We start from the raw sequence: 26,381 nt of genomic DNA, 5'->3' as shown, positions 1-26,381 counted from the left end.
TGTGAATGCGCGGGTCCGATTGACCCGCTGTGGATTTCAGTCCCAGCTGATCGGCGGGTCATCCAGGGTGCCGACGACCTCGTCGAACGGAAAGCGCGGCGTGGCGGGCAGCGGATCGGATCCGATCGGCGCCCATCCCACACGCAGCATCAGTTGGGGGTACTCGAGACCGCTGAACACCTCGGCGCGAATGGCCTCGCGGGTACTCGCGATCTCGAGCGGCTCGGTGACCGGGCAACTCGACAAGCCCAGCGCCGTGCTGGTCAGTAGCGCCATGCTGGTGGCTTCGCCGGCGCGAATACGCGCCACCGGATCGTCGCCAGCGGTACCGAGCGCCAGCAGGACCGCGTGGTCGTTGCGGGCCGGTGCGTCGGCGGGCTGATCGAGCGCCGCCCCGGCGAACAGCCTGCCGGGAAGCGCGGCACCGGGGTCCGAATCCGGGATGTTGCGCGCGGGCACCCCGGCCCTCGACGAGTACCGCCCACTCCACGCGGTCAGCTCGCCGAGGTACTCGCCATCGTGGACGTGTTTCCACACCGCCTCGGCCACGATGGCCTTGACGTCGGTCGACAGTTCCACCCGGCGCAGCTGAACACCCATGCGCGCCACCCTGACCCCGATCGTCGCGATGTCCGCGCGCGATACCGGCCAGAAGCTGTACAGCCGACGATCGGTACGTCTGCGCGGGATCGCGGCGGCCAGCAGAATGTCGAGTTCCCCCGGTTCCTGCCGCCTCACCCGGATCGCCGCGAGATGGTTCGGGTCGGCCGGATTCGGCTGCCGCGTGACCTTGCTCTGCCAGCCGAGCGCGGCCAGTCCTACGACCGCGTGATGAAGGGACGCCCCGCAGCTGAGTAAGAGGTCGCGTTGATCCGGGTCGGTGTGGATGAGATGTCTCGCGGTGTCGGCGTACAGGTGGAGGCTCTCGTCGCCGACCCTCCACTTCCACGGCTGTGAGTTGTGCACCGACGGTGCGCGTATGGCCAAGGACAGCGCGGTGCGGATGGTATCCCGATCGGGGAACTGAGTGGTCATGGTCGAGGCCTCTCCTGACGCGCGAACGGGGATCGCCATCTCACTGTTTCTCGTTCCGATGCTCGGTAGGAGAGCCGAAAGCCCTCCTTTCCAGTGGCTTTGGGGCTCGGACGATCAGTATCGAGCAGTCGGTCTTGCGCAGGGCGTCGCGAGCCCCCTCCTCCTGCAGTTGCTCGATGACATCCGTTCGGCCGGCACCGATCACCAGCAACTGATCGATGCCCGCGCTCTGCTGAAGGATCGTCGTCACGTCGCTCGGCATGGGGAGCGCGCACACCGGCACGGCTGCCGTGCCGTCCCGGGTGTCCCGAAGGCGGCGGTCCACCGTGGCGCGTATGTCGTCCGGCGGCGTGTCGTCCGCTGTGCGCCGCGGTGACGACGTCGACCACGAGGTCAGCGCCAGGAGCGGGGCCTCTCGCAACGCGGCTTCGTCCAGCGCCGCCTGCAGCACCGGATGCGACTCGGCGGACTCGTCGAGCACGACCACGATCCACCGATGACACGTCGGCGGGCGCTTGTGTCGCCGCCGCACCACCGCGACGGCACCGGGCGCCATCCGGACGAGCGCCTCGGATGTCGCTCCTCGGGGTTGGGGAGACGAGTCGTTCGTCCCCTTGTGCCCGACGCAGATCAACGACGCGTGGCGGGCGGTGTCGGCGAGCTCGATCGCCGGATCCCCCTGCAGGATCTCGGTTTCGAGCTTGACGTGCTTACCGCTGTCGGTGACCGCTTGCCAGGCTCGATGCAGTGCATGCCGCGCTGCGGCCATGGCGGCGTCGACATCGTCGATGCGCGACGGATCGACGACGTAGACGAGGTCGAGCCGGGCGTCGCGCGCCATCGCCTCGTCGGCGGCCCACAGCGCCGCTCGGATACTCGCTTTGGATCCGTCCACACCGACCTTCACCGGATCGGAAGTCGCCATGGTGGTCATTCCTTCGCATCGACGTGGTGAAGGTGAACGCTAGTCAGCGGTTTCCCGTCGGCGGGAGCGGCGAAAGTCCCAGCGCTAAGGCCAGAAGTCACTTGATTGCGAACGCGAGGACGGTCGTCGACTCGGCGGAGGACCTAAGTCCGTATCGCGGTGCAGCAACGTCGGCCACCGTGGGAGCCGAACCGACAGTCGATGGCAGGTGACCGACGGACCTGCGCTGCATCCGGCGCGAACGACGATATGAGCCGATCAGCGGCGTAGTGTGCGGGCCAGTAGGCGAGAAAGGCGTGGTCGGGTGGGTAAGCACGACGATTCGGCATTCGCCCAACTGGGCGGGCGTGAGCTGGTGAACGACATCCGCCACCAGCTCGACGCGCTGTCGGCTGCCCGCGATCAGACCGAGAAACTGCTGCACGTGGTACTCGAGATCACCTCCGACCTGGAACTGGACGCCACCCTCGACCGCATCGTCGAAGCCGCCATGGAACTCACCGGCGCACGCTACGGCGCGCTGGCGGTGCGAGCGGACGACGGCCGACTCGTGTCGTTCATCCATCACGGCATGGACGCCGACACCGTTGCCGGCATCGGTGACCTGCCGGTGGGCAAGGGACTGTTGAGCATTCCGCTGGACGACACTCCGGCGCTGCGCCTCACCGAGCTCGGCGACCACTCCCACGCGGCGGGCTTTCCGAAGAATCACCCCCCGATGCACGCCTTTCTCGGTGTTCCGATCACGATCCGCGGCGTCGTGTTCGGCAGCCTGTACATCACACACGACCAACCGAATCGGGCTTTCAGCGAATCCGATGAGGTGTCGGCGCGCGTGCTGGCGTCCGCGGCCGCCGCCGCCATCGACAACGCCCAGTTGTTCGATCGCGTCCGAACGACCGCCAGGTGGATGCAGGCGAGTCGGGAGATCTCGACGGCGCTGCTGTCGGGAAACGAGCCCCTCAAGGCACCCATGCGGATTATCGCCGATCGGGCGTGCGAGCTGACCGGCGCCGAGCAGGCCATCGTGCTCGTGCCGGCGAACCCGGATGGCCCGGATGGCGAGGTGACGACACTCGTGGTGTCCACCGCCGTCGGAATACACGCCGATGAGGTGGTGGGACAGCACATTCCGGTCAACGGCTCGACGAGCGGCGGCGTGTTCCTGTCGGGAGAGCCGGTGATCACCGAGTCGTTCCGGCACCCGATCCAGGCGTTCACCGATGTGGGCCAGCGTCCGGCGATCGCGATGCCGCTCGCGGCGGAGGGCTCCGTGCTCGGCGTGATCGTCGTCGCCCGGCATAAGGGCGATGCACCGTTCGACGACAGCTATCTCGATCTCGTCAGCGACTTCGCCGGCCACGCCGCGATCGCGATGGCGTTGGCCGCGGGACGCGAGCGCGAGCGCGAGCTCACCGTGCTGGCCGACCGGGAGCGCATCGCGCACGACCTGCACGACCACGTCATTCAGCGACTGTTCGCGGCCGGCCTGGACCTGCAGGGTTCCGTCGCACGGTCCAGGTCGCCCGAGGTGAACGCGCGGCTCACGCGAACCATCGACGACCTCCAGTCCACGATCGAGACCATCCGGTCGACGATCTTCGAACTGCAGTCCCCGTTGGCGGCGTCGACCACCTTCCGGCAGCGGCTCGAGAAACTGATCAACGACCTCACCGGCGATCGCGACCTCGTCACCGCCGTGCACTTCTCCGGTCCCCTCGGCGCCGTCGGAGACATCGTCGCCGAGAACGCCGAGGCCGTCACCGCCGAAGCGATCAGCAACGCCGTCCGGCACTCGGGTGCGTCGCGGTTGGACATCTCCGTCACCGTCGCCGACAACTTCGCCTTGGAGGTCCACGACAACGGCCGAGGCATCCCGGCCGCCAACGACAGGGCGAGCGGGCTCGCGAACATGCACCGGCGCGCTGAGGTACTGGGCGGCGTGTGCGACATCGGGCCAGGAGCCGACGGTGGTACCAGAGTGCAGTGGACGGTACCGCTGATCGGAGAGTGACGACTGCGTCGCACGACGACCTCGTACCCCTCCGCATGTGACTAAGGCCTCTGCGCGAGCGGTCGCGGTTTCCCTAACGTGCTTGGGGGGCCACGCCGCTCGGACCGGAGGACATCATGACGATCGGGAAGTCCGTAGTCGTCGGCATCGACGGATCCGATGCCGCAGTCGACACCGCGCGATGGGCGGTGCGCGAAGCGGTTGTCCGAGACGTTCCGCTCACGCTGGTGTTCTCCGCGAACACCATTCGCACACAGGGAGATCGCGAGCTCACCGGCCCTGAAGCGGAGTACGGCCAGGAGGCCCTGCGGTTAGCGGTAGCGGCGATCGACGACATGGACCAACCGGTGAAGGTGGAGACGGAACTCGTCTGGGGGCCGCCGTCGAACGCCCTCGTCGAGCACTCCCGCACGGCGGCACTGGTGTGTGTGGGCACCGTCGGGATCGGCGCGGTGTCCCGCGCCGTCCTCGGCTCGACCGCCACCGCCGTCGCAGGCACGGCGCACTGTTCGGTCGCCGTCATCCGACCACGCGACCACGACAACGCCGCGAACTTCGTCGCCGTCGGCATCGACGATCGATTGGACGTCGAGGGGATCATCGAACCCGCCTTGGACGAGGCACGCGCACGTCACGCACCGCTCGTCGTCGCCGCGCTCGGCTGCAACATCTTCGGCGTCAACAGCCTGGAAAGCACCGAACTCCGCCTCGAACGGTGGCGGGAGCGCTACCCGGACGTCGTGCTGGACGTCGTCGAAGCCGAGTCCAGCCTCGCCGACTTCCTCGCCGACCAGCACGACGACCTGCGTGTGCGATACCCGATTCCGGCCGCAGGGCAGGGCGATTCGTCGTTGCGGCCCTTGGCCGTTCTCGAGAGCGCCGACGTCCACGACGTGCCGCGCATCGTCGGACCCCACGACCACGCGGTGCTCCGGCACGGCTACTGCTCGGTCCTGGTCGTCCGATGACGGACGAATATGATCAACGACCGCGATGAGGCGGGCGTCGTCGTCGCCGTTGACTCCGCACGAGTGGACGGAGACGCCACCCGATGGGCGGCCGACGAAGCACTGCGACACGGGCATCGGCTGACGCTCGTGCACGTCCTCGCCCCCGTGCTGATCGACGAGCAGGATCCGCGGCTGCGGGCGAGAATACACCGCTGGCGGAGCCACCTTGCCCGACAGCTACTCGCCGACACCAAGTGCGAGATCACGTCGACCACCGGTCTCGACGCCGATCGCATCAGCGCGACGGTGCGCTTCGGCGCACCGGTTACGAAGCTCACCGAGCTGTCGAGCAACGCCGTCATGCTGGTGGTGGGCAGTAGGTTTCACGGGTCGGTCGGAGGACGCAGACTCGGATCGGTGAGCGCGGCGGTCAGCTGCCGCGCCCGATGCCCGGTCGCGGTCGTGCATGGCTACGACGAAACACGCTCGAACAAGCCGGTCCTCGTCGGCATCGACGGCTCATCGGCGTCCGAACACGCCACCGCAACCGCCTTCGACGAGGCCTCGCGCCGTGGAGTCGGGCTGATCGCGCTCCACGCGTGGAGCGACGTCGGAGTCATCCCACTGCTCGGCATGGACTGGCACGACTATCGCACGACGGCAACCGAAGTCCTGGCGGAGCGTCTCGCCGGATGGCAGGAGCACTATCCCGACGTGAAGATCGAGCGACGTGTGCACTGCGACGAGCCCGCGCACGCACTGAAGGCGGAAGCGCGCGGGGCCAGTCTGGTCGTGGTGGGTAGCCGCGGTCGCGGTGCCGCAGCGACCATGCTTCTCGGGTCAGTGGCGACGGCGGTCGCCGAGGGCGTCGATGTTCCGGTGATCATTACACGGGGGGCCTGAATGTCCGCCGGCCGAACGGTCACCCTGCGCGACGGGACGCACGCGCTAGTTCGCCCGCTGTGTCCTGAAGACGTCGATTCCGTTCTCGGACTGGCAGATTCGCTGTCCGGCGAGGAGAAGTACCTGCGATTCTTCACGGCCCATCCGCGATACATGCCGCAATGGGCCGACTCCGTGACCGCATCCGCGGCTGAGGGTGTCTCGCTCGGGGCGTTCGATCACGGCGAACTGGTCGGGGTGGCGAACTACACGCCGCTGCCCGCCGCCGGTCGCGCCGAAGTCGCGCTCGTGGTCGCGCACGACCAGCACGATCGCGGCATCGGCACGGCACTGCTCGCCCACCTCTTCGACATCGCACGCCGCAACGGCGAACACCACCTGGTCGCCGACGTTCTGGCCGAGAACCACGACATGCGCCGAGTGATCAACGACGCACACGTGCCGGTCACCTGGCACCGCGACGGCTCGGTGTTCGACATCGACGTCGATCTGGACGCGCTCTCCTAGCTCTCGTCTCCGGAAGCACTTCGACCCGCGTGCGCCTCGACGCGCATACGTTCGACCATGTGCGGGTAGTGCAGCTCGAATGCCGGCCGCTCCGAACGGATTCGGGGCAGTTCGGTGAAGTTGTGCCGCGGCGGCGGACAGCTGGTGGCCCACTCCAGCGAGTTGCCGTGACCCCACGGGTCGTCCACGACGACGGGTTCGCCGTAGCGCCAGCTCTTGAACACGTTCCACACGAACGGCAGCATCGCGATGCCGAGCAGGAACGCCCCCGCCGTGGAGATCACGTTCAGACCCGTGAATCCGTCCGACGGGAGGTAATCGGCGTAGCGGCGCGGCATACCCTCGTCACCCAGCCAGTGCTGCACCAGAAACGTGGTGTGAAAGCCGATGAACGTCAGCCAGAAGTGCAGCTTGCCCAACCGCTCGTCGAGCAGCCGGCCGGTCATCTTCGGGAACCAGAAGTAGATGCCCGCATAGGTGGCGAACACGATGGTGCCGAAGAGGGTGTAGTGGAAGTGCGCGACCACGAAGTAGCTGTCCGTGACGTGGAAGTCCAACGGGGGGCTGGCCAACAGCACGCCGGACAGACCACCGAGGAGGAAAGTCACCATGAATCCCACGGCGAAGAGCATCGGCGTCTCGTACGTCAACTGGCCCTTCCACATCGTGCCTATCCAGTTGAAGAACTTGATCCCGGTCGGCACCGCGATGAGGAACGTCATGAACGAGAAGAACGGCAGGAGTACTGCGCCGGTGGCGTACATGTGGTGCGCCCACACCGCCATCGACAGCGCCGCGATGGCGATGGTGGCGTAGACGAGCGTGGTGTAGCCGAAGATCGGCTTGCGGCTGAACACCGGCACGACCTCGCTGATGATCCCGAAGAACGGCAGTGCGATGACGTACACCTCGGGGTGCCCGAAGAACCAGAACAGGTGCTGGTAGAGGATGGCGCCGCCGTTGGCGGGGTCGTAGATGTGTGCCCCCAGGTGTCTGTCCGCGGCCAGCGCCAGCAGCGCCGACGTCAGAAGCGGGAACACGAGTAGCACCAGGATCGACGTCACCAAGATGGTCCAGGTGAAGATCGGCATCCGGAACATCGTCATTCCCGGCGCGCGCAGGCAGACGACCGTGGTGATCATGTTCACCGCGCCGAGGATCGTGCCGAGTCCGCCCACTCCGAGCCCGAGAATCCACAGGTCGGCACCCGGACCGGGACTGTGCTCGATGCCGGACAGCGGCGGGTACGCGGTCCAGCCGAAATCTGCAGCGCCACTGGGCGTGATGAATCCGCTCAGCGCGATGAGCGCGCCGAACACGAAGAGCCAGAACGACAGCGCGTTCAGCCGCGGAAACGCGACGTCGGGCGCCCCGATCTGCAGTGGTAGCACCAGGTTGGCGAAGCCGAACACGATGGGCGTGGCGTAGAACAGCAGCATCGCCGTGCCGTGCATGGTGAACAGCTGGTTGTACTGCTCATTGGACAGGAACTGCAGTCCCGATGAGGCCAACTCCATCCTCATGAACAGCGCCATCAAACCGCCGACCATGAAGAAGGCGAAGCAGGCGACGCAGTACATGATCCCGATCAGCTTGTGGTCGGTCGTCGTGACGAGCTTGTAGATCAGGTTGCCCCTGGGGCCGAGGCGGGCCGGAAAAGGACGGCGGGCCTTGAGCTCCGGCGGCGCCGGCGCTTCGGCTACCACTCGCACCCCCGTCGAACGTGATTCGGCATCTCGGCCTCCAGAGTCGTTGCACGAACACCCGACTCTGCAGCGCGCGAATCGCCTCAGCTAGGGACGAAAGTCACTCCTTGAGACGTGGTCCTAGGTCCCGCGACGAACGACCTCGCGTTGGGGGACTTCGGCCCCTACCCGTGACCTGAGGCCAGTGGTCGGATCGACGTGTCGGATACGGCGCGAATAGCGAGAAACATTGGAGGAAAACCATGGCAAGCACACTTCCCGTCCATCGCCGCGGACATTCACTGCTTCCCGAGTTCGCCGATCTCCTCTCCGCGTTCCCGTCGTTCGGAGGTTTGCGGCCCGCGCTCGACAGCCGGCTCATGCGACTGGAGGACGAGATGAAGGACGGCCGCTACGAAGTCCGAGCCGAGATGCCGGGCATCGACCCCGCCAAGGACGTCGACGTGACGGTGCGCGACGGCCAGCTGACCATCAAGGCGGAGCGCACGGAGAAGAGCGAGGGCAACGGACGCTCGGAGTTCAGCTACGGCTCGTTCGTACGCACGATCGGTCTGCCGGTCGGCGCCGACGAGAACGACATCACCGCAACCTACGAGAAGGGCATCCTCACGGTCTCCGTGGCGGTTTCGGATGCGCAGCCCGCCGAGAAGCGCATCCAGGTGACCGGCTCCGAGTAACGCGACAGACGATCGCGACCCGCCAGGACAGGAACGACATGCCCACCAGCTCACCTCGCCACGGCGACGACCCCGTGGTGACGATCGTCTTCGACGAGTACAACCACCACAACCGTGCCGTGGCGCGGGTGCACTGGAACGGGACCACCGTCGTCGGCCGCGGGCTCTCGCGACTCGACGCCGACGACGAGGCCGAACGCCGCGTCGGCGAGAAGCTGGCACTGGCCCGCGCACTGTCCCACGTGGTGCGCCAACTGTTCACCGACGCCGCTATCGACATCGAAGCCATCGCGACCGTGCGGTCCGCGTGAACGACGGGAGCTGACGATGACTCACAGTCCGGTACACAGCGCGAGCGCCGCGGTGTTCCGCGACCGCTACGAAGCCGGCAGAGTGCTCGGCGAGTTGCTCGGCGCCTATCGGGACCGCGACGACGTGATCGTGCTCGGACTCGCCCGCGGTGGCGTCCCGGTGGCCTGGGAAGTCGCCCGCGCACTGGCTGCGCCCGTGGACTGCTTCGTGGTCCGCAAGCTCGGCGTCCCCGGACACGAGGAATTCGCCATGGGGGCCATCGCCAGCGGGGGACGCACGGTGGTCAACGACGACGTCGTCCGGGGGCTTAAGGTGTCGCCGGGACGGCTCAGGCAGATCGTCGAAGAGCAAGCGCGGGAACTGATCCGGCGGGAAGGGGCGTACCGGGGTGACCGGCCGCCGCTCGAACTGGCGGGCAAGACGGTGATCCTCGTCGATGACGGCCTCGCCACGGGGTCCAGCATGCTGGCCGCCGTTCTCGCCATCCGCGAGCACGAGCCCGCACACGTGGTGATCGCCGTGCCCGCGGCCCCGGAGTCGACCTGTCGGGAGTTCGCGGCGATGGTGGACGACTTCGTCTGCGCGTCGATGCCGACGCCCTTCCTGGCGGTCGGTGCGTCGTACTGGGACTTCACGCAAGTGACCGACGGCGAGGTCCGCAAGCTGCTGGGCACTCCGACGCGCCCGGCATCGGGCCCGGCGACGCCACAGCACCGCGCACCAGAGGCCTTGCGCCGCATCGCCATTCCCGCTCCGGGCGGCGTACCGGCACCCGAGGTACTCGACGATCTGATCGGCGATGCCCGAGTCGTGCTGATCGGCGAGAGCTCACACGGCACTCACGAGTTCTATCGCGCCCGCGCCGAGATCACCCGCTGGCTCATCGAACACAAGGGCTTCACCGCGGTCGCCGCCGAAGCCGACTGGCCCGACGCATACCGGGTCAACCGCTTCGTGCGCGGCCGGAGCGAGGATCGCACCGCCGACGAGGCGCTCGGCGGATTCGAACGGTTTCCCGCGTGGATGTGGCGCAACGACGTGGTCCGTGACTTCGTCGACTGGCTGCGTGAGCACAACCAGGGGCGCGAGGCGTCGTCACAGGCGGGTTTCTACGGCCTCGATCTCTACAGCCTGCACCGCTCGATGCAGGCCGTCGTCGACTACCTCGACACCGTCGACCCCGTCGCGGCGACGAGGGCCCGCCACCGCTACGCGTGTTTCGACCACACGTCCGGCGAGGACGGCCAGGCCTACGGGTACGCCGCCGCATTCGGGGCCGGTGAATCGTGCGAGCGGCAGGCCGTCAGCCAGCTCGTCGAATTGCAGCGCAACCGCATGGCGTTCCTGCACCGCGACGGCGCGCTGGCCGAGGACGAGTTGTTCTGTGCGACACAGAACGCGGCGACCGTACGCGATGCGGAGGCGTACTACCGCGCCATGTTCCGCGGGCGGGTGGAGTCGTGGAATCTCCGCGACACCCACATGGCCGACACCCTGGATGCTCTGCGACGCCACCTCGACGAGCGGAGCGGTGCCACCGGATCGACCAGAATCGTGGTGTGGGCCCATAATTCGCACGTCGGCGACGCCCGCGCGAGCGAATTGGGGAGCGACGGCCAGCAGACGCTCGGCCAACTCGTCCGGGGACGCGTCAGGGGCGCATGTCGGCTCATCGGATTCACCACCCATCGGGGCACCGTCACCGCCGCCAGCGACTGGGGCGGGCCGTCGGAGTGCAAGACGGTGCGGCCCGGATTACCGGGAAGCCTGGAGGAGCTCCTCCACGACACCGGTGAACCGTCGTTCCTCGTCCGGATGGATCAGAGCGGGCCGCGTGAGGCCGGTGACGTACTGAACGGCGTTCGGCTGCACCGAGCCATCGGCGTGATCTACCGGCCCGAAACGGAGCGACACAGCCACTACTTCCACGTACGGCCCGCCGACCAGTACGACGCCCTCATCCACATCGACGTCACGAGCGCGCTGACGCCTCTGGAACCGATCAGCGTGCGGTACGCGGGGCAGACCCCCGAGACCTACCCGAGCGGCTTGTGATGGCCGAGATCGTCGTCGGGGTCGACGGATCGACGAGCAGTACGGGCGCGGCGTGCTGGGCCGCTGCCATGGCCTCGCGGCTCGGTGTCCCTCTGCGACTGCTGCATTCGCTGCCCGGTACCGGACACCACATCTCGGAGGCGGCCGTCGTCGCCATCCGCGCCTCGGCCCCCGACGCCCAGGAGGACGCCGCTACGCGGGTGCTCGCGCGTGCCGAGGAAGTGGTTCACCAGCACTGCCCCGCCGTGTCGACGAGTACCGAATTCGTCTGGGAGACAGCCGAGGAGACCCTGATCCGCGCGAGCAAGAGCGCATCGCTCGTGGTCGTCGGCTGCGACGACGTGAGTCCGACGGCCGCGCTGCTGATGGGCGCGACGTCACTGGCTGTTGCGACACACGCCTCGTGCCCCGTGGTGGTGTGGCGCGACATCGCCGAGCCGGACACCCGGCCCGTCGTGGTGGGCCTCGACGCCACACCCGCAGGGCAGGCCGCCCTCGCCACGGCGTTCCACTACGCCGCCCACCTGGGCGCTCCCGTACGGGCGGTACACGCGTGGACGGTGAAGCAACAGGCCGAACGCTCCGCCCTGCCGTACTTCGTCGACTGGGACGCCGTGGCGGCGGCCGAGTCGTCGTTTCTCGAGAACGCCGTCGCACCCTGGCGGACGCGCTATCCCGACGTCGACGTGGCCTGCGTCGTCGAGGAGTCCAAGCCGGGCTCCGCTCTGCTGAAGCACAGCGACGGGGCGCAGTTGGTCGTGGTCGGCAATCACTGGCGAAGCACCGTCGCCTCCGTGATGCTCGGGTCGACCAGCTTGAACATGTTGCACCACAGCCATATTCCGGTCATGGTGTGTCACGCACACGGGGAGCGGTGATGCCCGCCCGAGCCGGCGTGGTCGTCGGTGTCGACGGATCGCCCTCCGCCCTCGGTGCGGTGCGGTGGGCCGCCCGCGACGCGGCCGTGCGCGACGTGCCGCTCACCATCGTGACCGCGATTCCGCCGATCGCCGGTTCGTGGGTGGTGACGCCGGTCCCCGTCGACGTCCTCGACGGGGCGCGGGAGTCGGCGCAACAGATCCTGGATGACGCGACCGGACTGGCGAAGGACTGTACGGACGGCTCCCTACAGGTATCCACCGTCCTGCATCCCGGTGCAGCGGTGCCCGCTCTGGTCGACCTTCCCGCACGCGCCGACCTGCTGGTGGTGGGACGCTCGGGCAGTGGTGCGTTCTCGCGCGCACTGCTCGGCTCGGTGAGTAGCGGGGTACTGCACGACGCCCGCTGCCCGGTTGCCGTCGTCCACCAGGACGGCTCCCGGATCGACACGTTCGACACCGCTCCGGTGCTCGTCGGCGTCGACGGCTCACGATCCTCGGAACACGCCCTCGAGATCGCATGCCTCGAGGCATCGCTGCGCGGAGTCGACCTCATCGCGCTCCACGCGTGGTGGGCACCCGGCGCGTGGGAGTTCTCCGATACCGCCTTCCACGAACTCGCCGGCGATCTCGACACCTGGCTCGGCGAGCAGTTGGCGCCGTGGCAACGTCGGTACCCGGCGGTCACCATGCGCCGCGCCGTCGTGCGCGATCAGCCGGCCCGCCGCCTCGTCGAGTTCCCGGAACCGGTGCAGCTCATCGTCGTCGGCAGTCACGGATACGGCGGCGTCACGGGCGTGCTGCTCGGTTCGGTGAGCCACGCCGTCGTTCAATCGGCGAGCATCCCCGTGATCGTCGCTCACGGGCGTTGAGCCCGCCTCAGATTCCGAGCAGATCCAGCGGGAGCGGCATGTCGCCATTGGCGAGCGAGGCGACCGCGCCGGGGCAGAACATCGTTATCGCGAGTCCGGTGAACATCGTGGCGGGACCGAGCGGGCGGCCCAGCGCACCGGACACCTCACCTGCGACGTCGGCCAACTGCTGACCCGGTTCGGCGAGCATCGGGCACACCTGCTGCCCGACGGACGTCGCCATCCCCGGATCGATGTCGCCCAGCCCGGCACCCGCCAGGTCGGACAGGAACTGGTCGGACGGATCGGCCTGGGCGGGAGCGGCGAGGGCGGTGGCGGCAGCGGCCGCAGCCAGCGATGCGACGAGCGCGGTGTGGATTCGCTTCATGGTGTGGTCTTCGTCGTCCACAGGCCGACTGTTACCGGCTCGGGCGTCGGGCGTCGTGAAACTCCGAACGCCCCTGGTGTCCTTTTCGGGTGCGGGCCGTTCGTCTTCTTGATGAGATCCCATTTCGGGCATCCGTCGAATAGAAGGAGCAGTCATGCCTCAGTACGCCGCAATCATCTACACCGCCGATGTCGACTGGTCGGCTCCCGAACAGGCCGCCGAGATGGCCGAGTACGGCCAGTTCGGTGCCACCCACGCGGACACCATCCGCGGCGGTGCCGCGCTTCACCCCACCAGCACCGCGACCACGGTCCGAGTGCGAGGAGCCCGCGGTGGCGACGTCGTACTCAGCGACGGGCCGTACGCCGAGACGAAGGAGGCTCTGACGGGCTTCTACCTCATCGACGCGGCCGATCTCGACGAGGCAGTGCGCATCGTCGCCGACATCCCCGCGGCCTGGAACGGAGCGGTCGAGGTTCGCCCCGTCATCGACTTCGGCGGATGACCGACGCCTCTCGCGAGCTCGCCGAGGTGATCCGGACCGAGGGCGCCCGCATCCTGGCCACCCTCGTCCGGATCCTCGGCGACCTGCAGCTCGCAGAGGACGCCGTGCAGGAGGCGGCGATCCGCGCGATGCGGCAGTGGCCCGTCAGCGGCGTACCCGACTCGCCGCGGGCCTGGTTGACCGTGACGGCGAAACGCGCCGCCATCGACGCGCTGCGCCGCGAGTCGGTGCGAACAACCAGGGAGCGTGAGGCAGTGCACCTGGATCTCGGCGAGCCGCCGGAGCACGTCGTGCACGACGACATGCTCCGCCTCATGTTCACCTGCACCCATCCGGCGCTGTCATTGGAATCCGCTGTCACACTGGCACTCCGGACCCTGTGCGGGCTCAGCAACGCTGAGCTGGCCGCGGTGCTACTCACCACGGAATCCGCCGTCGCCAAACGACTCACACGCACCAGAGCGAAGATCGCCAAGGCCGGTATCCCCTACCAGGTTCCATCGGATAGCGAGCTGCCGCAGCGCCTTTCCGCGGTGTGCGCGGTGCTCCACAGCGCCTACACCAGCGCACACACGGCATCGGGACACGCCGGACTCACCGACGTCGACGGCTGCCGGGAAGCAGTCCGACTCGCCCGGTTGGTCTGCGCGCTCATGCCCGACGAGGCCATGCCCATGGCGGTGCTGTCACTGCTGCTGCTCACCGAGGCCCGGCGGCGCGCCCGCACGGACGGCAACGGCGACCCGGTCCCGCTGGCCGACCAGAACCGTGACGCGTGGGACACCGCGATGATCGGCGAGGGCCGCCGGCTGTTGGACGACTCGCTTCGGCGCACCGACGGTATCGCCGACGCCTACCAGCTCCAGGCTGCCATCGCCGCCGAGCACGCGATCGCTCCCTCCTACCCCGAAACCGACTGGGCCGAGGTGGTGCGGCTCTACGACCTGCTCATCGAGGTGCACCCGAGCTCGGCCGCGCGGCTGGCGAGAACGGTGGCAGTCGCCGAGTTGTTCGGTCCCGAAGCGGGACTGGCGGAGTTGGAGGACGACGAGCCGGGAGTCGACGATCATCGATGGCACGCTGTTCGCGGCGAGTTGCTCGCCAGGACGGGCCGTTTCGGCGACGCCGTCACCGCGATGACGGCATCGCTCACCAGCGCGGTGAACGCACCGGAAGCGGCCCATCGCCGGCGTCTCATCGCCGAGTGGACCCTGGCATTGTCCTGATCCATTTGCACTTGCTGCAAGTTGCAGTGCGTGCAACTATGGAGACCATGACAGCACCGCTGGAAGACGGCAGAGCGCGAAACAAGCGGGCCACCCGGCACGCGCTACGCGAGGCGACACTCGAACTCGGTGTGGCCGCCGGGCTCAGCGAGGTGACGGTGGAGCAGATCGCGGCACGGGCGGGAGTCTCGACTCGGACGTTCTTCAACTACTTCGACAGTAAGGAGGACGCCGCCGCTCTCGACGTGTTCGTCGTCGATGCAGATCAACTGGCCGAACTGGCACGGGGTGACCGCGCTTCGACCTGGGCGGCACTGTCGGAGCTCTTCGTCACCGACATCGCGCGCGCTCACCGGGAGAGCCCCGACCTGTTGCGCTTCATGTCGTTACAGGCGTCCGATCGACAACTGCAGGCGCATCAGCTCGGCAGGTTCACGGTCTTCCTGCGGGAGTTGGCCGATGCCGTAGCCCGCCGCTTAGGCGGCCGCGTCTCCGACCGGATGACGGCCGAGCTGATGGCGGGCTCGTGCATCACCGCCGCGCGCGTCGGACTCGAAACGTGGGCGGCGCGCGGTGGACGCGGCCAACCGGGCACCCACGTCGCACGCGCCTTCGCCGTTCTCGCTCCCGCGTTCTCCGAGGAGCGGTCGTGACTCCGCCCGCGGCCTTGGACCGCATCGACGTGACGTCATCGGCGTTCAGGGCCAATCCCTTCCCGTACTACGCCCGGATGCGCGCCGAGGCGCCGGTGCTCCGAGTCGACGCGGGCCGGTTCGGCCCCGCGTGGTTGATCACCCGATACGACGACGTGGCCGCTGCGCTCGTCGACGACCGGCTGGTCAAGGACAGGCGCAACGCCGTCCCGCCGGAGCAGGCGCGCACCGTGCGCAACATGCCGCGCTTCCTGGCATCACTCGAGCGTGGTCTGCTCAGCCTGGACGGCGACGAACACGACAGGTTACGAGGTCTCGCGCGGAGAGCCTTCACGCCGCGGCGCATCGAGCACCTGTCCGACCAGATCCTCACGCGCGCAGACGATCTGCTCGACACGGCCGCCGATCGCGGCGGCATGGACGTCGTCTCCGATTTCGCACTGCCGCTGGCCACGGCGCTCATCGCGGGAATCCTGGGGGTACCGGAACACGACACACCGCGGTTCTCCCGGTGGTCCACCGCGCTCATCCACGGTCCCCAGCGCCGATTCCCCGCCACGGCCGTACCGTCGATTCTGCGATTCCTCGGGTACGTGCGACGGCTCATCGAGGACAAGGCACAGAACCCGCGCGACGATCTGATCAGCGCGATGGTGTCGGTGCGCGAGGGCGACGACAGGTTGACGGCCGATGAGATCCTGGCGATGGTGGTGCTGCTGCTGACCGCCGGCCACGAGACCACGGTCAACCTGATCGCCAGCGGCACCCTGGCGCTGCTCGACCACCCCGCCCAGTTGGCACGGTGGCGGGCGGACGCCACAGTGGCGGGGACCGGGGTCGAGGAACTCGCGCGGTTCGTGGTTCCCGCGGAGACGGCGACCCAGCGGTACGCCCGCGAGGACATCTCGATCGGGGGTGCCCGGATCCCGCAGGGCTCGTTGGTGCTGGCGGTGCTGGCATCGGCCAACCGCGATCACGCCCGGTTCGAGTCGCCGGACCAGCTCGACATCGGCCGCGTCGAGAACAGGCACCTGTCCTTCGGCCGCGGCGCGCACTACTGTCTGGGCGCGCCGCTGGCGAGAATGGAGGCCCGGATCGCCATCACCGCACTCCTGCACCGAGCACCCGGCCTGACGCTTGCCGTGAACCCCGAGAAGCTGGAGTGGCGGGGCGGGTTGGTACTACGCGGCCTGCGGTCCCTGCCGGTCGCCTTCGGCTGAGCCCCCGTACTGGTAGACAGAACCGTGTTGCTCATCACGGGCCCGACCGGAAACGTCGGCGCCGAGTTGGTCGAACTGCTCGACGGGGCGACTCTCCCGCACTGGCGGGTCGGTAACAGGCATCCCGACGCGCTGCGGGCGCAGCACCCGACCCTGAAAGCCGAGGCGGTCGCCTTCGACTTCTTCGACCGCTCGACGTGGCCTCACGCGCTGGCCGGTGTCACGTCGCTCTTCCTGCTCTTCCCACTGCCGGGCAACCGGGCGGCACGACGCGCGATCGTCCCGTTCATCTCAGCGGCCGAAACCGCCGGAGTCCGACACGTCGTCTACGTGTCGGTGTTCGGCGCCGACCGCGTTCGTTTCATCCCGCACCACACGGTCGAAGCGGCGTTGCGAACCGGCGGTATGACCTACACCGTTCTTCGGTGCAGCTTCTTCATGCAGAACCTGCACCGCGCGATCTCCACCCACGGCGTCGACATCCGCGAACGCGGCGAGCTGTTCATCCCCGCCGGAACAGGACTCACGACGTTCATCGACGCCCGCGATGCAGCCGCCGTCGCGGCGCTCGCCCTGCAGAACCCCGACGGACACCGCAACGTGGTTCACCACCTCACCGGCCCGGAGGCGCTCCCCATGACCCGGGTCGCCGATGAACTCACCGACGCGCTCGGCTACCCGGTCCGCTACACCGATCCCAACGTGGTCGCGTTCGCGCGGCGCCTGCGTCGGCGTGGCGTCGGCTGGGACACCATCGGATTCATGACGGCGGTGTACACGCTGACTCGGTTGGGGGGAAACCAGCAGATCACCCCCGACGTCCAGAACCTGCTGGGCCGGCCGCCACGCGACCTCGCCGAGTTCCTGCGTGACAGCGCCTGGAGATGGCACGACGAGAAGTGGACCTGACGCCGGTACGGTCGAGCTCGTGGCCGAGCCCAGCGTGAGCGTCAGCGCACGCATCGCGGCGCCCGCAGTCCAGCTGTGGGAACTGGTGTCGAACATCGAACTGCTGCCGAGATTCAGCGACGAACTGCAGTCGGTGCAGTGGATCGACGGCGACTCGGTTCGGGTCGGAGCACGATTCGCCGGCACCAACACCCATCCGTTGATGGGAACGTGGACGACGCAGTCGCACATCGTGGAGTGCGAGCCACCACGAGTGCTGGCGTGGGCGGTGGGCAACCCCGAGGAGCCCGCTGCCACATGGCGTTTCGAGTTGGTCGCCGACGGCGCTGAGACCGACGTGCGCTACACGGCGTGCATCGGCCCCGGACGCTCGGGGGTGTCGATGCTGGTGGCTCGCGAGCCGCACCGGCGCGACGACATCGTGGCCAACCGACTGTCACAGTTCGAGCGCGGAATGACCGCGACCCTGGCCGGAATCAAGGAGCTCGCCGAGGCCGGTGGTCGAGGTTCGACGTCGAGCTAAGGCTCGCGTAGTCCGGTGCGGAACCGTCTCATCGCCTCGATGACGGCGGCCATCACGTGATGTGCGGTCTCCAGGTCGGCCACGGTGAAGTCCTGCAGCGCCGTCTCGGTGTGTTCGGACAGCGGCGTGAAGAACGCTCGCGCGACGTCGCTGCCGTGGTCGGCGTAGCGGAGCACGACCTTCCGCCTGTCGCTCGAGTGCGGCTCGCGGCGAAGGTGTCCCGACTTGACCATCCGGTCGACCAGATAGGTGACGGCCGCCCCCGAGACGTCGACGCGTTCACTGAGCTCGCGTTGCGTGAGCGGCGCTCCCTGCGCCTCGGCCACCATAACGTGCAGGAGGGCGTGGAAGTCGTTCACGCTGAGGTCGTGTTGGGCCGAGAAGGTACGGCCCAACTGATCGGATTCGGCGGACAGGGCCTGCACGTCGGACACGATCAACTCGTGCGCTCTGCGCTTCCCACTCGGGCTGTCGGCCGCCATGAACTTCCTTAAGTTGATTAATCGTTAAGAATCTTACTATAGTGGGCGCATGCTGTCGTGGAATCGCTTCGCCGACGTCGTCACCGCCCGATGGTCATGGCTGATCACCGTAACTTTGCTGATCGCCGCCGGCGCGATGATAGGCCTGGCCGGCGAGAACGCCTCCGCGAGCGCCTCGCCGGTTCCCATCCCCGCATCGGCGGAGGCTGCTCGAGCGGCCCTGGCCGCCAAGGACTTTCCCGGCGGCGACACCGCTCCCGTCATCCTGGTGGCCTCCAGGGACGACGGGGCGGCGCTGACCCCCGACGATCTCGCCGCTGCCGACGCGGCACGGCAGCGCGCGCTGGCCGTGACGGGGGTGCCCGCCGGTCCCCCGCTCACCACCTCGCAGGACGGGGTCGCAGCGCTCGCCGTGATACCCGTCGACGCCGGACTCACGGGCTTCGACCTCAGCGACCGCATCACCGCGCTGCGCACGGCCGCGGCCGAGAACGCCCCCGGCGGCCTGCAAGTGCAGATCACCGGCGGACCGGCGTTCGGCGCCGACATCGCGAACTCCTTCTCGGGGGCCAACGTAACGCTGCTCGCGGTCACCGCCGCCGTCGTGGCGTTGCTGCTCATCGTCACGTACCGGTCACCGACCCTCTGGCTGGTGCCACTGCTGGTGATAGCACTCGCCGACCGCGCGGCCACCGCCCTCGGCGGGGTCGTCACCACGGCCACCGGACTCGGCGGAGACGGGTCCACCGCCGGCATCACCAGCGTGCTGGTGTTCGGCGCGGGCACCAACTACGCGCTGCTGCTCATCTCCCGGTACCGCGAGGAACTGTCGCACTCCGACGATCACCGCACGGCCCTGCGCACCGCCGTCCGGAACGCCGGTCCGGCGATCCTGGCGAGCAACGCCACCGTCGTGCTCGCACTGCTGACCCTGTTACTGGCGGTGGTGCCGTCCACCCGGAGCCTCGGCGCTCAGGCGGCGGCGGGCCTCGTCGTGGCCGCGCTGTTCGTCCTCGCCGCACTGCCACCGCTACTGGCCCTGTTCGGCCCACGCCTGTTCTGGCCCTTCATCCCCCGGCGGTCCCACCACGCCGCCGAGGAACTCGGCGCGTGGTACCGCGTCGCCGACTGGGTCAGCCGGCACGCCGGTCGGGTCGCAACCGTCTCGATCGCCGCACTCGCCGTGTTGGGCATCGGAGTGCTCGTCACGCCCACGGGACTGTCGCAGACGGATCAGTTCCGGGTGAAAGCCGAATCGGTGACGGCCTACGACACCCTGGCTGCGCACTTTCCCGGCGGGCTGTCCGATCCCACCAGGGTCATCGGTCGCGCCGACCGCGTGAACGAGTTGCAGGCCGCGATCGCGGCGACCCCCGGCGTCGTGTCCGTCACCCCCGGCGGAACCTCGACCGACGGAAGCCGGGTTCAACTCTCGGCGGTCGTCGACGCGGCGCCGGCGTCGGCGGAGGCGTTCGACACGGTGACGGCGTTGCGCGACAACGTGCGGGGCGTCGACCCCGGCGCACTGGTCGGCGGCTCCGACGCCCAGGCCCTCGACGCCCGCGATGCCGCCCAACGCGACCAACGCGTCGTGATCCCGGCGATCCTCGCCGTCGTCTTGGCGGTGCTGTACGTCCTGCTGCGCGCGGCGTTGGCGCCGCTGATCCTCGTCGCCGTCACCGTGCTCAGCGCACTGGCGGCGTTGGGCCTGGGCGGTTGGGTCAGCGTGCACGTCTTCGGCTTCCCCGCCCTGGACAACACGACGCCCCTCTTCGCGCTGCTGTTCCTCATCGCACTCGGCGTCGACTACACGATCTTCCTCGTCACCCGCGCCGAGGAGGAGAGCCGGGTACACGGCACCCGGCGCGGGATCATCCGCGCGGTGTCGGCGACGGGAGGGGTGATCACCAGTGCGGGCATCGTGCTCGCGGCGGTCTTCGCCGTCCTCGGCGTGCTCCCCCTGATCGTGCTCACCCAGATCGGCATCATCGTCGGTCTCGGCATCCTGCTCGACACGTTCGTCGTGCGCACCGTCATCATCCCGGCGCTGTTCACCATCATCGGGCCCCGCATCTGGTGGCCGAACCGAATCGATCCCGCTCCCGTTCCCGCACCCGAGGAGGCACGGCTATGACGACTGACCTTGCACCACAGCATCGTTCGGCGACCAGCGCACTGCGGTGGGTGGCGGCCGCGCTCTCCGCGAGCCAGCTCGTCACGCCGCCGGTCATCATGAGCGTCTACGGCGACTTCCTCTCGGCGCGAGCCACCAACGACGCGGTGATCACCCCCGCCGGGTACGCCTTCTCGATCTGGGGACTCATCACACTGCTGTGCACCGTGTCGTTCGTCGGCGTGGCCCGGCGCGGACTGAACGCGCCGTGGGAAACCCGGCTGCTCGTCGAGGTGTCGGTGGTCTTCACCGGCTTCACCGCGTGGCTCCTGGTCGCCGCGCAGGACTGGCTGTGGTTGTCGGTGGCCGTGTTCGCCGTCATGGTCGTCCTGTTGATCGACGTCATGAGACTGCTCGTCCGGCACGCCGATCAGGTGGCCACCCCGACCTGGTTGCGGCGGCTCACCACGACATCACTGGGCCTGTACCTCGGGTGGAGCAGCATCGCCGTCTGCGTGAACGTCGCCGCGGCCCTCATCGACGGCGGCTGGTCCCCGTCCGAATACCTCTGGCAGGCGGTCGTCCTCGTCGTCGCGACGCTCGTCGGGCTCGGGCTGACCGTCTTCGTCCGCGCCGACCTCGGCTACGTTGCGGCCGTGCTGTGGGCGTTCGTCGCGGTGGTGATCGGCGCCGCGCAGAACGACGCCGTTCCGCTGTCCGTGGCAGCGGCAGCCGCGTCGGTCCTCGTACTCGTGACGGCGGTGGTCCTTCGGGTGCGTGACGGACGAACCGGGCACCACCCGGTAAGCACCGGGGCTCATCCCCTCGGGCATCGGTCCCGGTGACCTCACCCCGCACGTCGACCGGGCGACTCGATCCGGTGCGGCGGACGGTGTTCGGCCAGGGTTCTGAAGGCTTGAACGGGCGAGGCGGTGGGATTCTCGTCCTCGGTCAGCACGACCTTGTGCTCGGGAGCCAGGAAAGCGTTCTTGCCCATGACTTCTCGCGCATACCGTGTGTGCGCGGGCACGGTGAGATAGGGGTGTGCCCCCAGTGTCCTGTCGCCGGCCAGCGAGATCGTCTTGGTACCCAGGGCACCGATCACGATCGCGTCGGCGGGCACCGCATTCGCCGACAGCGAATCGATGATCGCGCTCGCGATGATCGCATGCCTCGTCGAGGCGATCATCTGCTCGAGCAAGCTCATATCACCTACGGGATCGGCACCGATCCCCACCCAGATCGTCCGGTAGCCGAGATCTTCGAGTTCAGGGGCGTATCGATACGGTGCTTATCACCCAGCGCGGGATTGAGCCATGCTCCGTAGGTGCCGAAACGCTCGTGCACGTCATTCCGCCGGTGGGGTGGTGCTGAAGATGGGCCAGCAGATCTCGGTGGCGGTGAACGCCATCGGAGCGTGCGGCGTGGCGCCGAGGTAGTGCTCGCGGATCGGGCCCTGGTGACTGATCAGACGTTCGTTGACGTATGTGCCCAGAGCCGCGTAACTGCGGTCGATGCCGTCGTGACCGCCGGTGTGGGTGAGCACGGCGAACTCGGCTGCGGGCAGGATCTCGGCGCGGACACCGTCCGGCGGACGTGCGGTGTGTGGCGCGGGGACGAACATCGTTGCCTGTCCTCGTGATTCGAGGAACAGTGCTCGGTCGTAGAGTCCTCCCGGCGCGGCCTCGAAAGGTGCGCCGTCCGCGGTCGCGAGTGCGCCGCGCAGCACTCCCAGAGACGACCCGAACCAGTCGTCGATCTCGGAGACCTCGATGGTGGCGCCGATGGACCAGACGGCCAGCGCCGGTTTGCGCTGCACCTCCACGTGGGCTGGCGCGCCGACGGGGGCGAGCAGCTCGCGCAGCGCGCCGACGGTGTCACGGGTCTGCCGCAGCTGCTCCTCCATCTGCGCGAGATGGGTCGTGATGATCTCGGTGCGCGCGGCGGCGTCCTCGGTGCTCAGCAGCGCCTTGATGTCGGGGATGGACATGTCGAGGGCGCGGAACCGGCGAATGATGTGGGCGTGATCGACCTGGCTGGTGTCGTAGAAGCGGTAGCCGGTGTGGGAGTCGATGTGGGCCGGCTCGAGGATGCCGATGTCGTGGTAGTGCCGTAGCGCCTTTCTGCTCAGGCTGGTCATCACGGCGAAGTCGCCGATGGAGACGTGCGCGCCCATGTGGTCCTCCTCTGTGCTCCGCGCTCGCGTCGTGCGGGTGGGGCCATCCTGCAGCTTCCCCCAGGGGGAAGGTCAATGCGACGCCTGATCGAACATGACTTCTGTGATTCGTCTTGACCTTCCCCCTACGGGAAACCGCACCGTGGTGTCATGACCACAGATTGGGATGCACTCCCGGACAACATCAAGACGTTCATGACCGCACTCGACGCCCGAGAAGCCGTCCGAGCCCTCGCGACGCTCACCCCGGACGCCGTCGTCACCGACGAGGGCCACGACTACACGGGCCACGACGACATCGGAACCTGGGTCGCGACGGCGGCCGGCGAGTTCACCTACACCACCGAGATCACCGGCGCGACGGTGCTCGAAGGGCAGACCGACCCGAGTATCGACGTGGCACAGCACCTCGAGGGTGACTTCCCCGGTGGGGTCGCCGACCTGCACTACCGGTTCACCCTCGACGGCGCGCTGATCAGCCGGGTGGTGATCGAGCCGTGAGCAGAACGTGGTTCATCACCGGTGGCACACCCGGCAACTTCGGGATGGCGTTCGCCGAGGCCGCACTCGAGACCGGGGACCGGGTGGTCCTCACGTCCCGGCGTCCACAGGAGCTGACGACGTGGACGCAGCAGTACGCCGACCGTGTCCTGGTCGTGCCGATGGACGTCACCGACACCGCGGCTGTGCGGCGTGCGGTGCGCACCGCCGAGGAGCACTTCGGTGGCATCGACGTGCTGGTCAACAACGCCGGCCGCGGCTGGTTCGGCTCGATCGAGGCGATGGACGAGTCCGCGTTGCGCGGGATGTTCGAGCTGAACTTCTTCGGGGTGCTGTCCGTGACGCGGGCGGTGCTGCCGGGGATGCGGGCACGCGGCACCGGGTGGATCGTCAACGTGTCGTCGGTGGCGGGTCTCGTGGCGGCGCCGGGATTCGGCTATTACAGCGCGACGAAGTTCGCCATCGAAGCCGTCACCGACGCGCTGCGTGACGAGGTCGCCGCACAGGGCATCTCCGTGCTGACGGTCGAGCCGGGATCATTCCGCACGAACGCCTACACCGGCTTCGGAGACGAACCCGTCACCGAGCCGATTCCGGAGTACCACGACATGCTGAAGGAGGTCCGCGCCACGTTCGTCGCGATGGACGGCGTGCAGCCCGGCGATCCACACCGCGGTGCGCGTGCCGTGATCGCGGCGATGGCGCAGGACCCGCCGCCTCGGCGGCTGATCCTGGGCAACGGCGGATACGACGCCGTGGTCGACACGCTGGAGTCCATGCTGACCGACATCCGAGCCAACGAAACACTCTCCCGCAGCGCGGATTTCCCAGAGTGAGCAGGTCCTGAGCGATTCGGTCTGAACGACCCTGCCGCTCAGGGCGATTCGGGCGGTGGCAGAGGTAGCGGATTCGCGGCGTCGGGACGCAGCCCGCCCGGATCGCGAGCCGGATTACGTCCGGCGCCCCGATGAGTCCGAGTAATCCCATGACACTGTCCTGATAGGTGTCACGCGAATGTAGACGACGCCCGGCCTGGCCTCCGTTGGCCATTCGCTCTCCGGCACGCCCCGCACCCGCGCCCCCTCCCGCGCGAGCTCGAGCCTGTCATCGGGTTCCCGGACGATTCGGGCACGACCCTGGAACAGGACTCCGCGGATGTCCGCCATGGTGGAGCCGTCTTCGAGCATCACGCTCACCTTCGGATCGGCCTCGATGTTCGCGACTTTGCGTGTGGAATCCCGCACGCCCATGACGATGTCGCGGCCGAGCCGGAAGTATCCCAAGGGCACGGTGTGCGGGAATCCGTCGCCGTCGACGGTGCTCAACATCGCCCAGCCAGGTCGGCTGTCGAGCAACGCCTCGATCTCCTCGTCGGTGAGTTTCCTCGGCATCCGGCAAGGCTATACGTCGACATCAAAGCGAACGAGACCTTCGCCCGCGCCGCCGAGCTCGCACTCGACATTCGGATCAGACCGTTCGCCGGACGGGTAACAGCAGCGCGACCAGTACCGCCCCCGCCGCGAGGTACGTGCAGCCCAGGGGTGCCTGTGAGCGCTCGGGCAACCAGGCCATCAGCGCCGTCGCCATCGTGATCGACACGTAGCAGAAGGTGCTGATCAGTCCGGTGACCAGTCCGACGTTGCGTGTGAACACGCTCATCGCCAGCCCCTTCGTCAGCGGATCGAGCACCCCGATGCTGAGCAGCGCGAGCGCAGCGCCCGCGGTGATCGCCACCGCGGACAGTCCGACGAATTGCGCCGAGGCCAACAGCACGGCACCGCCCAGCACGAGAGCCACGGATCCGCCGATGGCCAACCGGCGGGTCGTGGTCCGCCGAGCCAGGGCCCCGCACGTCGCCGCACCGAGGAAGTTCGCGGCACCCACCCCGAGGGCGATGAAACCGTAAGTGGCAGAGGAGAATCCGAGCCCGGTCTGGTAGAGGAAGGGGCCCACCACACCGAACACCGCCTGCGCCGCCGCGACGACGCCGAACATCGTCGCGAAGGCGACGAACGATCGATGACGCAACGCCTGCCCCAGCACACCCGCCGCCGCTCGCAGATCAACGGGCGATCGACTGCCAGCACTCAGTGTTTCGGGCAGTGCCACGACTGCCAGGAGGGCGACGGTCGCGGTCAGCGCGGCCAGTACCGCGAACACCATCCGCCAGGAGCCGAACTGGGTGATGAAACCACCGACTGCCGGCGCGACCACGGGGGCCGCTCCCCACGCCGCTCCCAGGAGACCCAGGACCGAAACGAGCTTCGCGCCGCGGAAACAGTCCGCCGCGATGGTGGCGGCCAACAACAGGCACGTCCCCGCGCCGAATCCCTGCAGGAAGCGCAACCCGATCATCATCGGCAGGCTCCTCGCCAGCGCACAGCCCACGCTCGTCAGGGTCATCAACCCCAGACCGGTCAGCAGCACGCGCTTGCGTCCGATCGCATCGGCGATCAGGCCGGCGGGCAACACCACCAGCGCCATACCGAGGACGTAGGCGGTGACGGTGTTCTGCACCAGGGTGTTCGAGGCCGCGAACTGCTCGGCGATTCTCGGCAGCGCCGGCGTGTAGAGGTCGAAGGCCACCTGTTCCAGCGGGGCGACCAGGAGCAGCACTCCGATGATGCGCCGCGCGGCGGAGGCGCTCATCGGAAAAGCCCTGACTGGCAATGGGGTTGACATCGGCGATCCGTTCTCGGCGGGCACCCGTGGTGGTGTGACGTCGAAATTACGGAGATCGGCCGACCGAGTCGCGCTTGTGCGCGCTACTCGCGCAAGCAGCGTTAACCGCTCTTCTGCGCATTGTGCGCACCGCCGACTCGCGAGGCCCCCACCCCCTGGCCGCCGGTACCGCCGGTACCGACTACGCTGC

Annotated in this window: 28 protein-coding genes; 19 read left to right on the top strand and 9 right to left on the bottom strand. The window is 68.2% G+C overall.

Annotated elements, in window-relative coordinates; translation table 11 throughout:
* Positions 1 to 36 precede the first annotated feature (36 nt).
* The gene (locus tag NM203_RS01860; protein ID WP_255057893.1) at positions 37 to 1,035 is read right to left on the bottom strand and encodes an Acg family FMN-binding oxidoreductase; all 999 of its coding nucleotides are present in this window, start codon (positions 1,033 to 1,035) and stop codon (positions 37 to 39) included.
* Between the two features lie 40 nt (positions 1,036 to 1,075).
* Positions 1,076 to 1,960, bottom strand: a complete 885-nt coding sequence (locus NM203_RS01855) for a universal stress protein (protein WP_255057891.1) — start codon at positions 1,958 to 1,960, stop codon at positions 1,076 to 1,078.
* 364 nt (positions 1,961 to 2,324) lie between these two features.
* Between NM203_RS01855 and NM203_RS01850 the strand changes: the two genes are divergently transcribed.
* From NM203_RS01850 to NM203_RS01835, 4 genes are all read left to right on the top strand, one after another.
* Positions 2,325 to 3,974: a sensor histidine kinase gene (locus NM203_RS01850; RefSeq protein ID WP_255058277.1), complete on the top strand. Its 1,650-nt coding sequence runs from the start codon at positions 2,325 to 2,327 to the stop codon at positions 3,972 to 3,974.
* Between the two features lie 116 nt (positions 3,975 to 4,090).
* Positions 4,091 to 4,942, top strand: coding sequence for a universal stress protein (locus tag NM203_RS01845; protein WP_255057890.1), 852 nt, complete (start codon positions 4,091 to 4,093; stop codon positions 4,940 to 4,942).
* A gap of 9 nt (positions 4,943 to 4,951) precedes the next feature.
* Entirely contained in the window at positions 4,952 to 5,827 is an 876-nt protein-coding gene (locus tag NM203_RS01840; protein WP_255057888.1) for a universal stress protein, read from the top strand.
* Complete coding sequence (locus tag NM203_RS01835) at positions 5,828 to 6,334, top strand: GNAT family N-acetyltransferase (protein ID WP_255057887.1); 507 nt, start codon at positions 5,828 to 5,830, stop codon at positions 6,332 to 6,334.
* Here the strand turns inward: NM203_RS01835 and ctaD are convergent.
* Positions 6,331 to 8,040, bottom strand: a complete 1,710-nt coding sequence (gene ctaD, locus NM203_RS01830; RefSeq protein WP_255057886.1) for an aa3-type cytochrome oxidase subunit I — start codon at positions 8,038 to 8,040, stop codon at positions 6,331 to 6,333. The two genes, NM203_RS01835 and ctaD, sit on opposite strands and share 4 nt — an antisense overlap.
* 242 nt (positions 8,041 to 8,282) lie before the next feature.
* Here ctaD and NM203_RS01825 point away from each other — a divergent pair, with 242 nt between their 5' ends.
* Genes NM203_RS01825 through NM203_RS01805 form a run of 5 tightly spaced genes read left to right on the top strand, consistent with a single transcriptional unit; the run spans position 8,283 to position 12,834 of the window.
* On the top strand, positions 8,283 to 8,717 hold the full coding sequence (locus NM203_RS01825) for an HSP20 family small heat-shock protein (protein ID WP_255057884.1): 435 nt from the start codon (positions 8,283 to 8,285) through the stop codon (positions 8,715 to 8,717).
* Between the two features lie 38 nt (positions 8,718 to 8,755).
* Positions 8,756 to 9,028, top strand: coding sequence for a dsRBD fold-containing protein (locus NM203_RS01820; RefSeq protein ID WP_255057883.1), 273 nt, complete (start codon positions 8,756 to 8,758; stop codon positions 9,026 to 9,028).
* Between the two features lie 16 nt (positions 9,029 to 9,044).
* The gene (locus NM203_RS01815; RefSeq protein WP_255057882.1) at positions 9,045 to 11,084 is read left to right on the top strand and encodes an erythromycin esterase family protein; all 2,040 of its coding nucleotides are present in this window, start codon (positions 9,045 to 9,047) and stop codon (positions 11,082 to 11,084) included.
* A complete protein-coding gene (locus NM203_RS01810; RefSeq protein ID WP_255057881.1) occupies positions 11,084 to 11,962 on the top strand; it encodes a universal stress protein in 879 nt (292 codons plus the stop codon). Before NM203_RS01815 ends, NM203_RS01810 begins: the two co-directional genes overlap by 1 nt.
* Positions 11,962 to 12,834 carry a universal stress protein gene (locus NM203_RS01805; RefSeq protein WP_255057880.1) on the top strand — a complete coding sequence of 291 codons (873 nt, stop codon included), beginning with the start codon at positions 11,962 to 11,964 and terminating at the stop codon, positions 12,832 to 12,834. Before NM203_RS01810 ends, NM203_RS01805 begins: the two co-directional genes overlap by 1 nt.
* A gap of 7 nt (positions 12,835 to 12,841) precedes the next feature.
* Here NM203_RS01805 and NM203_RS01800 read toward each other — a convergent pair whose 3' ends face one another.
* Positions 12,842 to 13,201 (bottom strand): DUF732 domain-containing protein, encoded by a 360-nt coding sequence (locus tag NM203_RS01800; RefSeq protein WP_255058276.1) that lies wholly within the window; start codon positions 13,199 to 13,201, stop codon positions 12,842 to 12,844.
* A gap of 154 nt (positions 13,202 to 13,355) precedes the next feature.
* Here NM203_RS01800 and NM203_RS01795 point away from each other — a divergent pair, with 154 nt between their 5' ends.
* Genes NM203_RS01795 through NM203_RS01770 form a run of 6 tightly spaced genes read left to right on the top strand, consistent with a single transcriptional unit; the run spans position 13,356 to position 18,237 of the window.
* Positions 13,356 to 13,706: a YciI family protein gene (locus tag NM203_RS01795; RefSeq protein ID WP_255057879.1), complete on the top strand. Its 351-nt coding sequence runs from the start codon at positions 13,356 to 13,358 to the stop codon at positions 13,704 to 13,706.
* Positions 13,703 to 14,932 carry an RNA polymerase sigma factor gene (locus tag NM203_RS01790; RefSeq protein WP_255057878.1) on the top strand — a complete coding sequence of 410 codons (1,230 nt, stop codon included), beginning with the start codon at positions 13,703 to 13,705 and terminating at the stop codon, positions 14,930 to 14,932. Before NM203_RS01795 ends, NM203_RS01790 begins: the two co-directional genes overlap by 4 nt.
* Before the next feature lie 47 nt (positions 14,933 to 14,979).
* A complete protein-coding gene (locus NM203_RS01785; RefSeq protein ID WP_255057877.1) occupies positions 14,980 to 15,585 on the top strand; it encodes a TetR/AcrR family transcriptional regulator in 606 nt (201 codons plus the stop codon).
* Complete coding sequence (locus NM203_RS01780) at positions 15,582 to 16,805, top strand: cytochrome P450 family protein (protein ID WP_255057876.1); 1,224 nt, start codon at positions 15,582 to 15,584, stop codon at positions 16,803 to 16,805. The genes NM203_RS01785 and NM203_RS01780 overlap by 4 nt, the downstream gene beginning before the upstream one ends.
* A 24-nt stretch (positions 16,806 to 16,829) precedes the next feature.
* Complete coding sequence (locus tag NM203_RS01775; protein WP_255057875.1) at positions 16,830 to 17,714, top strand: NAD(P)H-binding protein; 885 nt, start codon at positions 16,830 to 16,832, stop codon at positions 17,712 to 17,714.
* A 19-nt stretch (positions 17,715 to 17,733) separates the two neighbouring features.
* Positions 17,734 to 18,237: an SRPBCC family protein gene (locus NM203_RS01770; RefSeq protein WP_255057874.1), complete on the top strand. Its 504-nt coding sequence runs from the start codon at positions 17,734 to 17,736 to the stop codon at positions 18,235 to 18,237.
* Here the strand turns inward: NM203_RS01770 and NM203_RS01765 are convergent.
* Positions 18,234 to 18,719 carry a MarR family winged helix-turn-helix transcriptional regulator gene (locus NM203_RS01765; protein ID WP_255057873.1) on the bottom strand — a complete coding sequence of 162 codons (486 nt, stop codon included), beginning with the start codon at positions 18,717 to 18,719 and terminating at the stop codon, positions 18,234 to 18,236. The two genes, NM203_RS01770 and NM203_RS01765, sit on opposite strands and share 4 nt — an antisense overlap.
* A 49-nt stretch (positions 18,720 to 18,768) precedes the next feature.
* Here NM203_RS01765 and NM203_RS01760 point away from each other — a divergent pair, with 49 nt between their 5' ends.
* Positions 18,769 to 20,853 carry an MMPL family transporter gene (locus NM203_RS01760; protein WP_255057872.1) on the top strand — a complete coding sequence of 695 codons (2,085 nt, stop codon included), beginning with the start codon at positions 18,769 to 18,771 and terminating at the stop codon, positions 20,851 to 20,853.
* A complete protein-coding gene (locus NM203_RS01755; protein ID WP_255057871.1) occupies positions 20,850 to 21,677 on the top strand; it encodes a TspO-related membrane protein in 828 nt (275 codons plus the stop codon). The genes NM203_RS01760 and NM203_RS01755 overlap by 4 nt, the downstream gene beginning before the upstream one ends.
* Before the next feature lie 2 nt (positions 21,678 to 21,679).
* On the opposite strand, the gene NM203_RS01750 is transcribed toward NM203_RS01755, so the two are convergent.
* Together NM203_RS01750 and NM203_RS01745 are read right to left on the bottom strand one after the other, a co-directional pair.
* Positions 21,680 to 22,033 carry an LLM class oxidoreductase gene (locus NM203_RS01750; RefSeq protein ID WP_255057870.1) on the bottom strand — a complete coding sequence of 118 codons (354 nt, stop codon included), beginning with the start codon at positions 22,031 to 22,033 and terminating at the stop codon, positions 21,680 to 21,682.
* A 147-nt stretch (positions 22,034 to 22,180) separates the two neighbouring features.
* Entirely contained in the window at positions 22,181 to 23,008 is an 828-nt protein-coding gene (locus NM203_RS01745) for a MerR family transcriptional regulator (RefSeq protein WP_255057869.1), read from the bottom strand.
* 150 nt (positions 23,009 to 23,158) lie between these two features.
* Here NM203_RS01745 and NM203_RS01740 point away from each other — a divergent pair, with 150 nt between their 5' ends.
* Both NM203_RS01740 and NM203_RS01735 read left to right on the top strand, forming a co-directional pair.
* On the top strand, positions 23,159 to 23,509 hold the full coding sequence (locus NM203_RS01740; protein WP_255057868.1) for a nuclear transport factor 2 family protein: 351 nt from the start codon (positions 23,159 to 23,161) through the stop codon (positions 23,507 to 23,509).
* Positions 23,506 to 24,345 (top strand): SDR family NAD(P)-dependent oxidoreductase, encoded by an 840-nt coding sequence (locus NM203_RS01735; RefSeq protein ID WP_255057867.1) that lies wholly within the window; start codon positions 23,506 to 23,508, stop codon positions 24,343 to 24,345. Before NM203_RS01740 ends, NM203_RS01735 begins: the two co-directional genes overlap by 4 nt.
* 114 nt (positions 24,346 to 24,459) lie before the next feature.
* On the opposite strand, the gene NM203_RS01730 is transcribed toward NM203_RS01735, so the two are convergent.
* Together NM203_RS01730 and NM203_RS01725 are read right to left on the bottom strand one after the other, a co-directional pair.
* The gene (locus NM203_RS01730; RefSeq protein ID WP_255057866.1) at positions 24,460 to 24,900 is read right to left on the bottom strand and encodes a pyridoxamine 5'-phosphate oxidase family protein; all 441 of its coding nucleotides are present in this window, start codon (positions 24,898 to 24,900) and stop codon (positions 24,460 to 24,462) included.
* Positions 24,901 to 24,976: 76 nt separating this feature from the next.
* Entirely contained in the window at positions 24,977 to 26,158 is a 1,182-nt protein-coding gene (locus NM203_RS01725; protein ID WP_255057865.1) for an MFS transporter, read from the bottom strand.
* Positions 26,159 to 26,381: the final 223 nt, after the last annotated feature.

Source organism: Mycolicibacterium arenosum (genome assembly GCF_024320865.1).
Lineage (GTDB): Bacteria > Actinomycetota > Actinomycetes > Mycobacteriales > Mycobacteriaceae > Mycobacterium > Mycobacterium arenosum.
This window is presented reverse-complemented; position numbering and strand designations above follow the sequence as displayed.

Bases quoted from the DNA above. Each gene is read 5' to 3' on its own strand.
- NM203_RS01860 (WP_255057893.1), bottom strand. From the start codon at position 1,035: ATGACCACTCAGTTCCCCGATCGGGATACCATCCGCACCGCGCTGTCC.
- NM203_RS01855 (WP_255057891.1), bottom strand. From the start codon at position 1,960: ATGGCGACTTCCGATCCGGTGAAGGTCGGTGTGGACGGATCCAAAGCG.
- NM203_RS01845 (WP_255057890.1), top strand. From the start codon at position 4,091: ATGACGATCGGGAAGTCCGTAGTCGTCGGCATCGACGGATCCGATGCC.
- NM203_RS01840 (WP_255057888.1), top strand. From the start codon at position 4,952: ATGATCAACGACCGCGATGAGGCGGGCGTCGTCGTCGCCGTTGACTCC.
- NM203_RS01835 (WP_255057887.1), top strand. From the start codon at position 5,828: ATGTCCGCCGGCCGAACGGTCACCCTGCGCGACGGGACGCACGCGCTA.
- NM203_RS01825 (WP_255057884.1), top strand. From the start codon at position 8,283: ATGGCAAGCACACTTCCCGTCCATCGCCGCGGACATTCACTGCTTCCC.
- NM203_RS01820 (WP_255057883.1), top strand. From the start codon at position 8,756: ATGCCCACCAGCTCACCTCGCCACGGCGACGACCCCGTGGTGACGATC.
- NM203_RS01815 (WP_255057882.1), top strand. From the start codon at position 9,045: ATGACTCACAGTCCGGTACACAGCGCGAGCGCCGCGGTGTTCCGCGAC.
- NM203_RS01810 (WP_255057881.1), top strand. From the start codon at position 11,084: ATGGCCGAGATCGTCGTCGGGGTCGACGGATCGACGAGCAGTACGGGC.
- NM203_RS01805 (WP_255057880.1), top strand. From the start codon at position 11,962: ATGCCCGCCCGAGCCGGCGTGGTCGTCGGTGTCGACGGATCGCCCTCC.
- NM203_RS01800 (WP_255058276.1), bottom strand. From the start codon at position 13,201: ATGAAGCGAATCCACACCGCGCTCGTCGCATCGCTGGCTGCGGCCGCT.
- NM203_RS01795 (WP_255057879.1), top strand. From the start codon at position 13,356: ATGCCTCAGTACGCCGCAATCATCTACACCGCCGATGTCGACTGGTCG.
- NM203_RS01790 (WP_255057878.1), top strand. From the start codon at position 13,703: ATGACCGACGCCTCTCGCGAGCTCGCCGAGGTGATCCGGACCGAGGGC.
- NM203_RS01785 (WP_255057877.1), top strand. From the start codon at position 14,980: ATGACAGCACCGCTGGAAGACGGCAGAGCGCGAAACAAGCGGGCCACC.
- NM203_RS01765 (WP_255057873.1), bottom strand. From the start codon at position 18,719: ATGGCGGCCGACAGCCCGAGTGGGAAGCGCAGAGCGCACGAGTTGATC.
- NM203_RS01760 (WP_255057872.1), top strand. From the start codon at position 18,769: ATGCTGTCGTGGAATCGCTTCGCCGACGTCGTCACCGCCCGATGGTCA.
- NM203_RS01755 (WP_255057871.1), top strand. From the start codon at position 20,850: ATGACGACTGACCTTGCACCACAGCATCGTTCGGCGACCAGCGCACTG.
- NM203_RS01745 (WP_255057869.1), bottom strand. From the start codon at position 23,008: ATGGGCGCGCACGTCTCCATCGGCGACTTCGCCGTGATGACCAGCCTG.
- NM203_RS01740 (WP_255057868.1), top strand. From the start codon at position 23,159: ATGACCACAGATTGGGATGCACTCCCGGACAACATCAAGACGTTCATG.
- NM203_RS01730 (WP_255057866.1), bottom strand. From the start codon at position 24,900: ATGCCGAGGAAACTCACCGACGAGGAGATCGAGGCGTTGCTCGACAGC.
- NM203_RS01725 (WP_255057865.1), bottom strand. From the start codon at position 26,158: ATGAGCGCCTCCGCCGCGCGGCGCATCATCGGAGTGCTGCTCCTGGTC.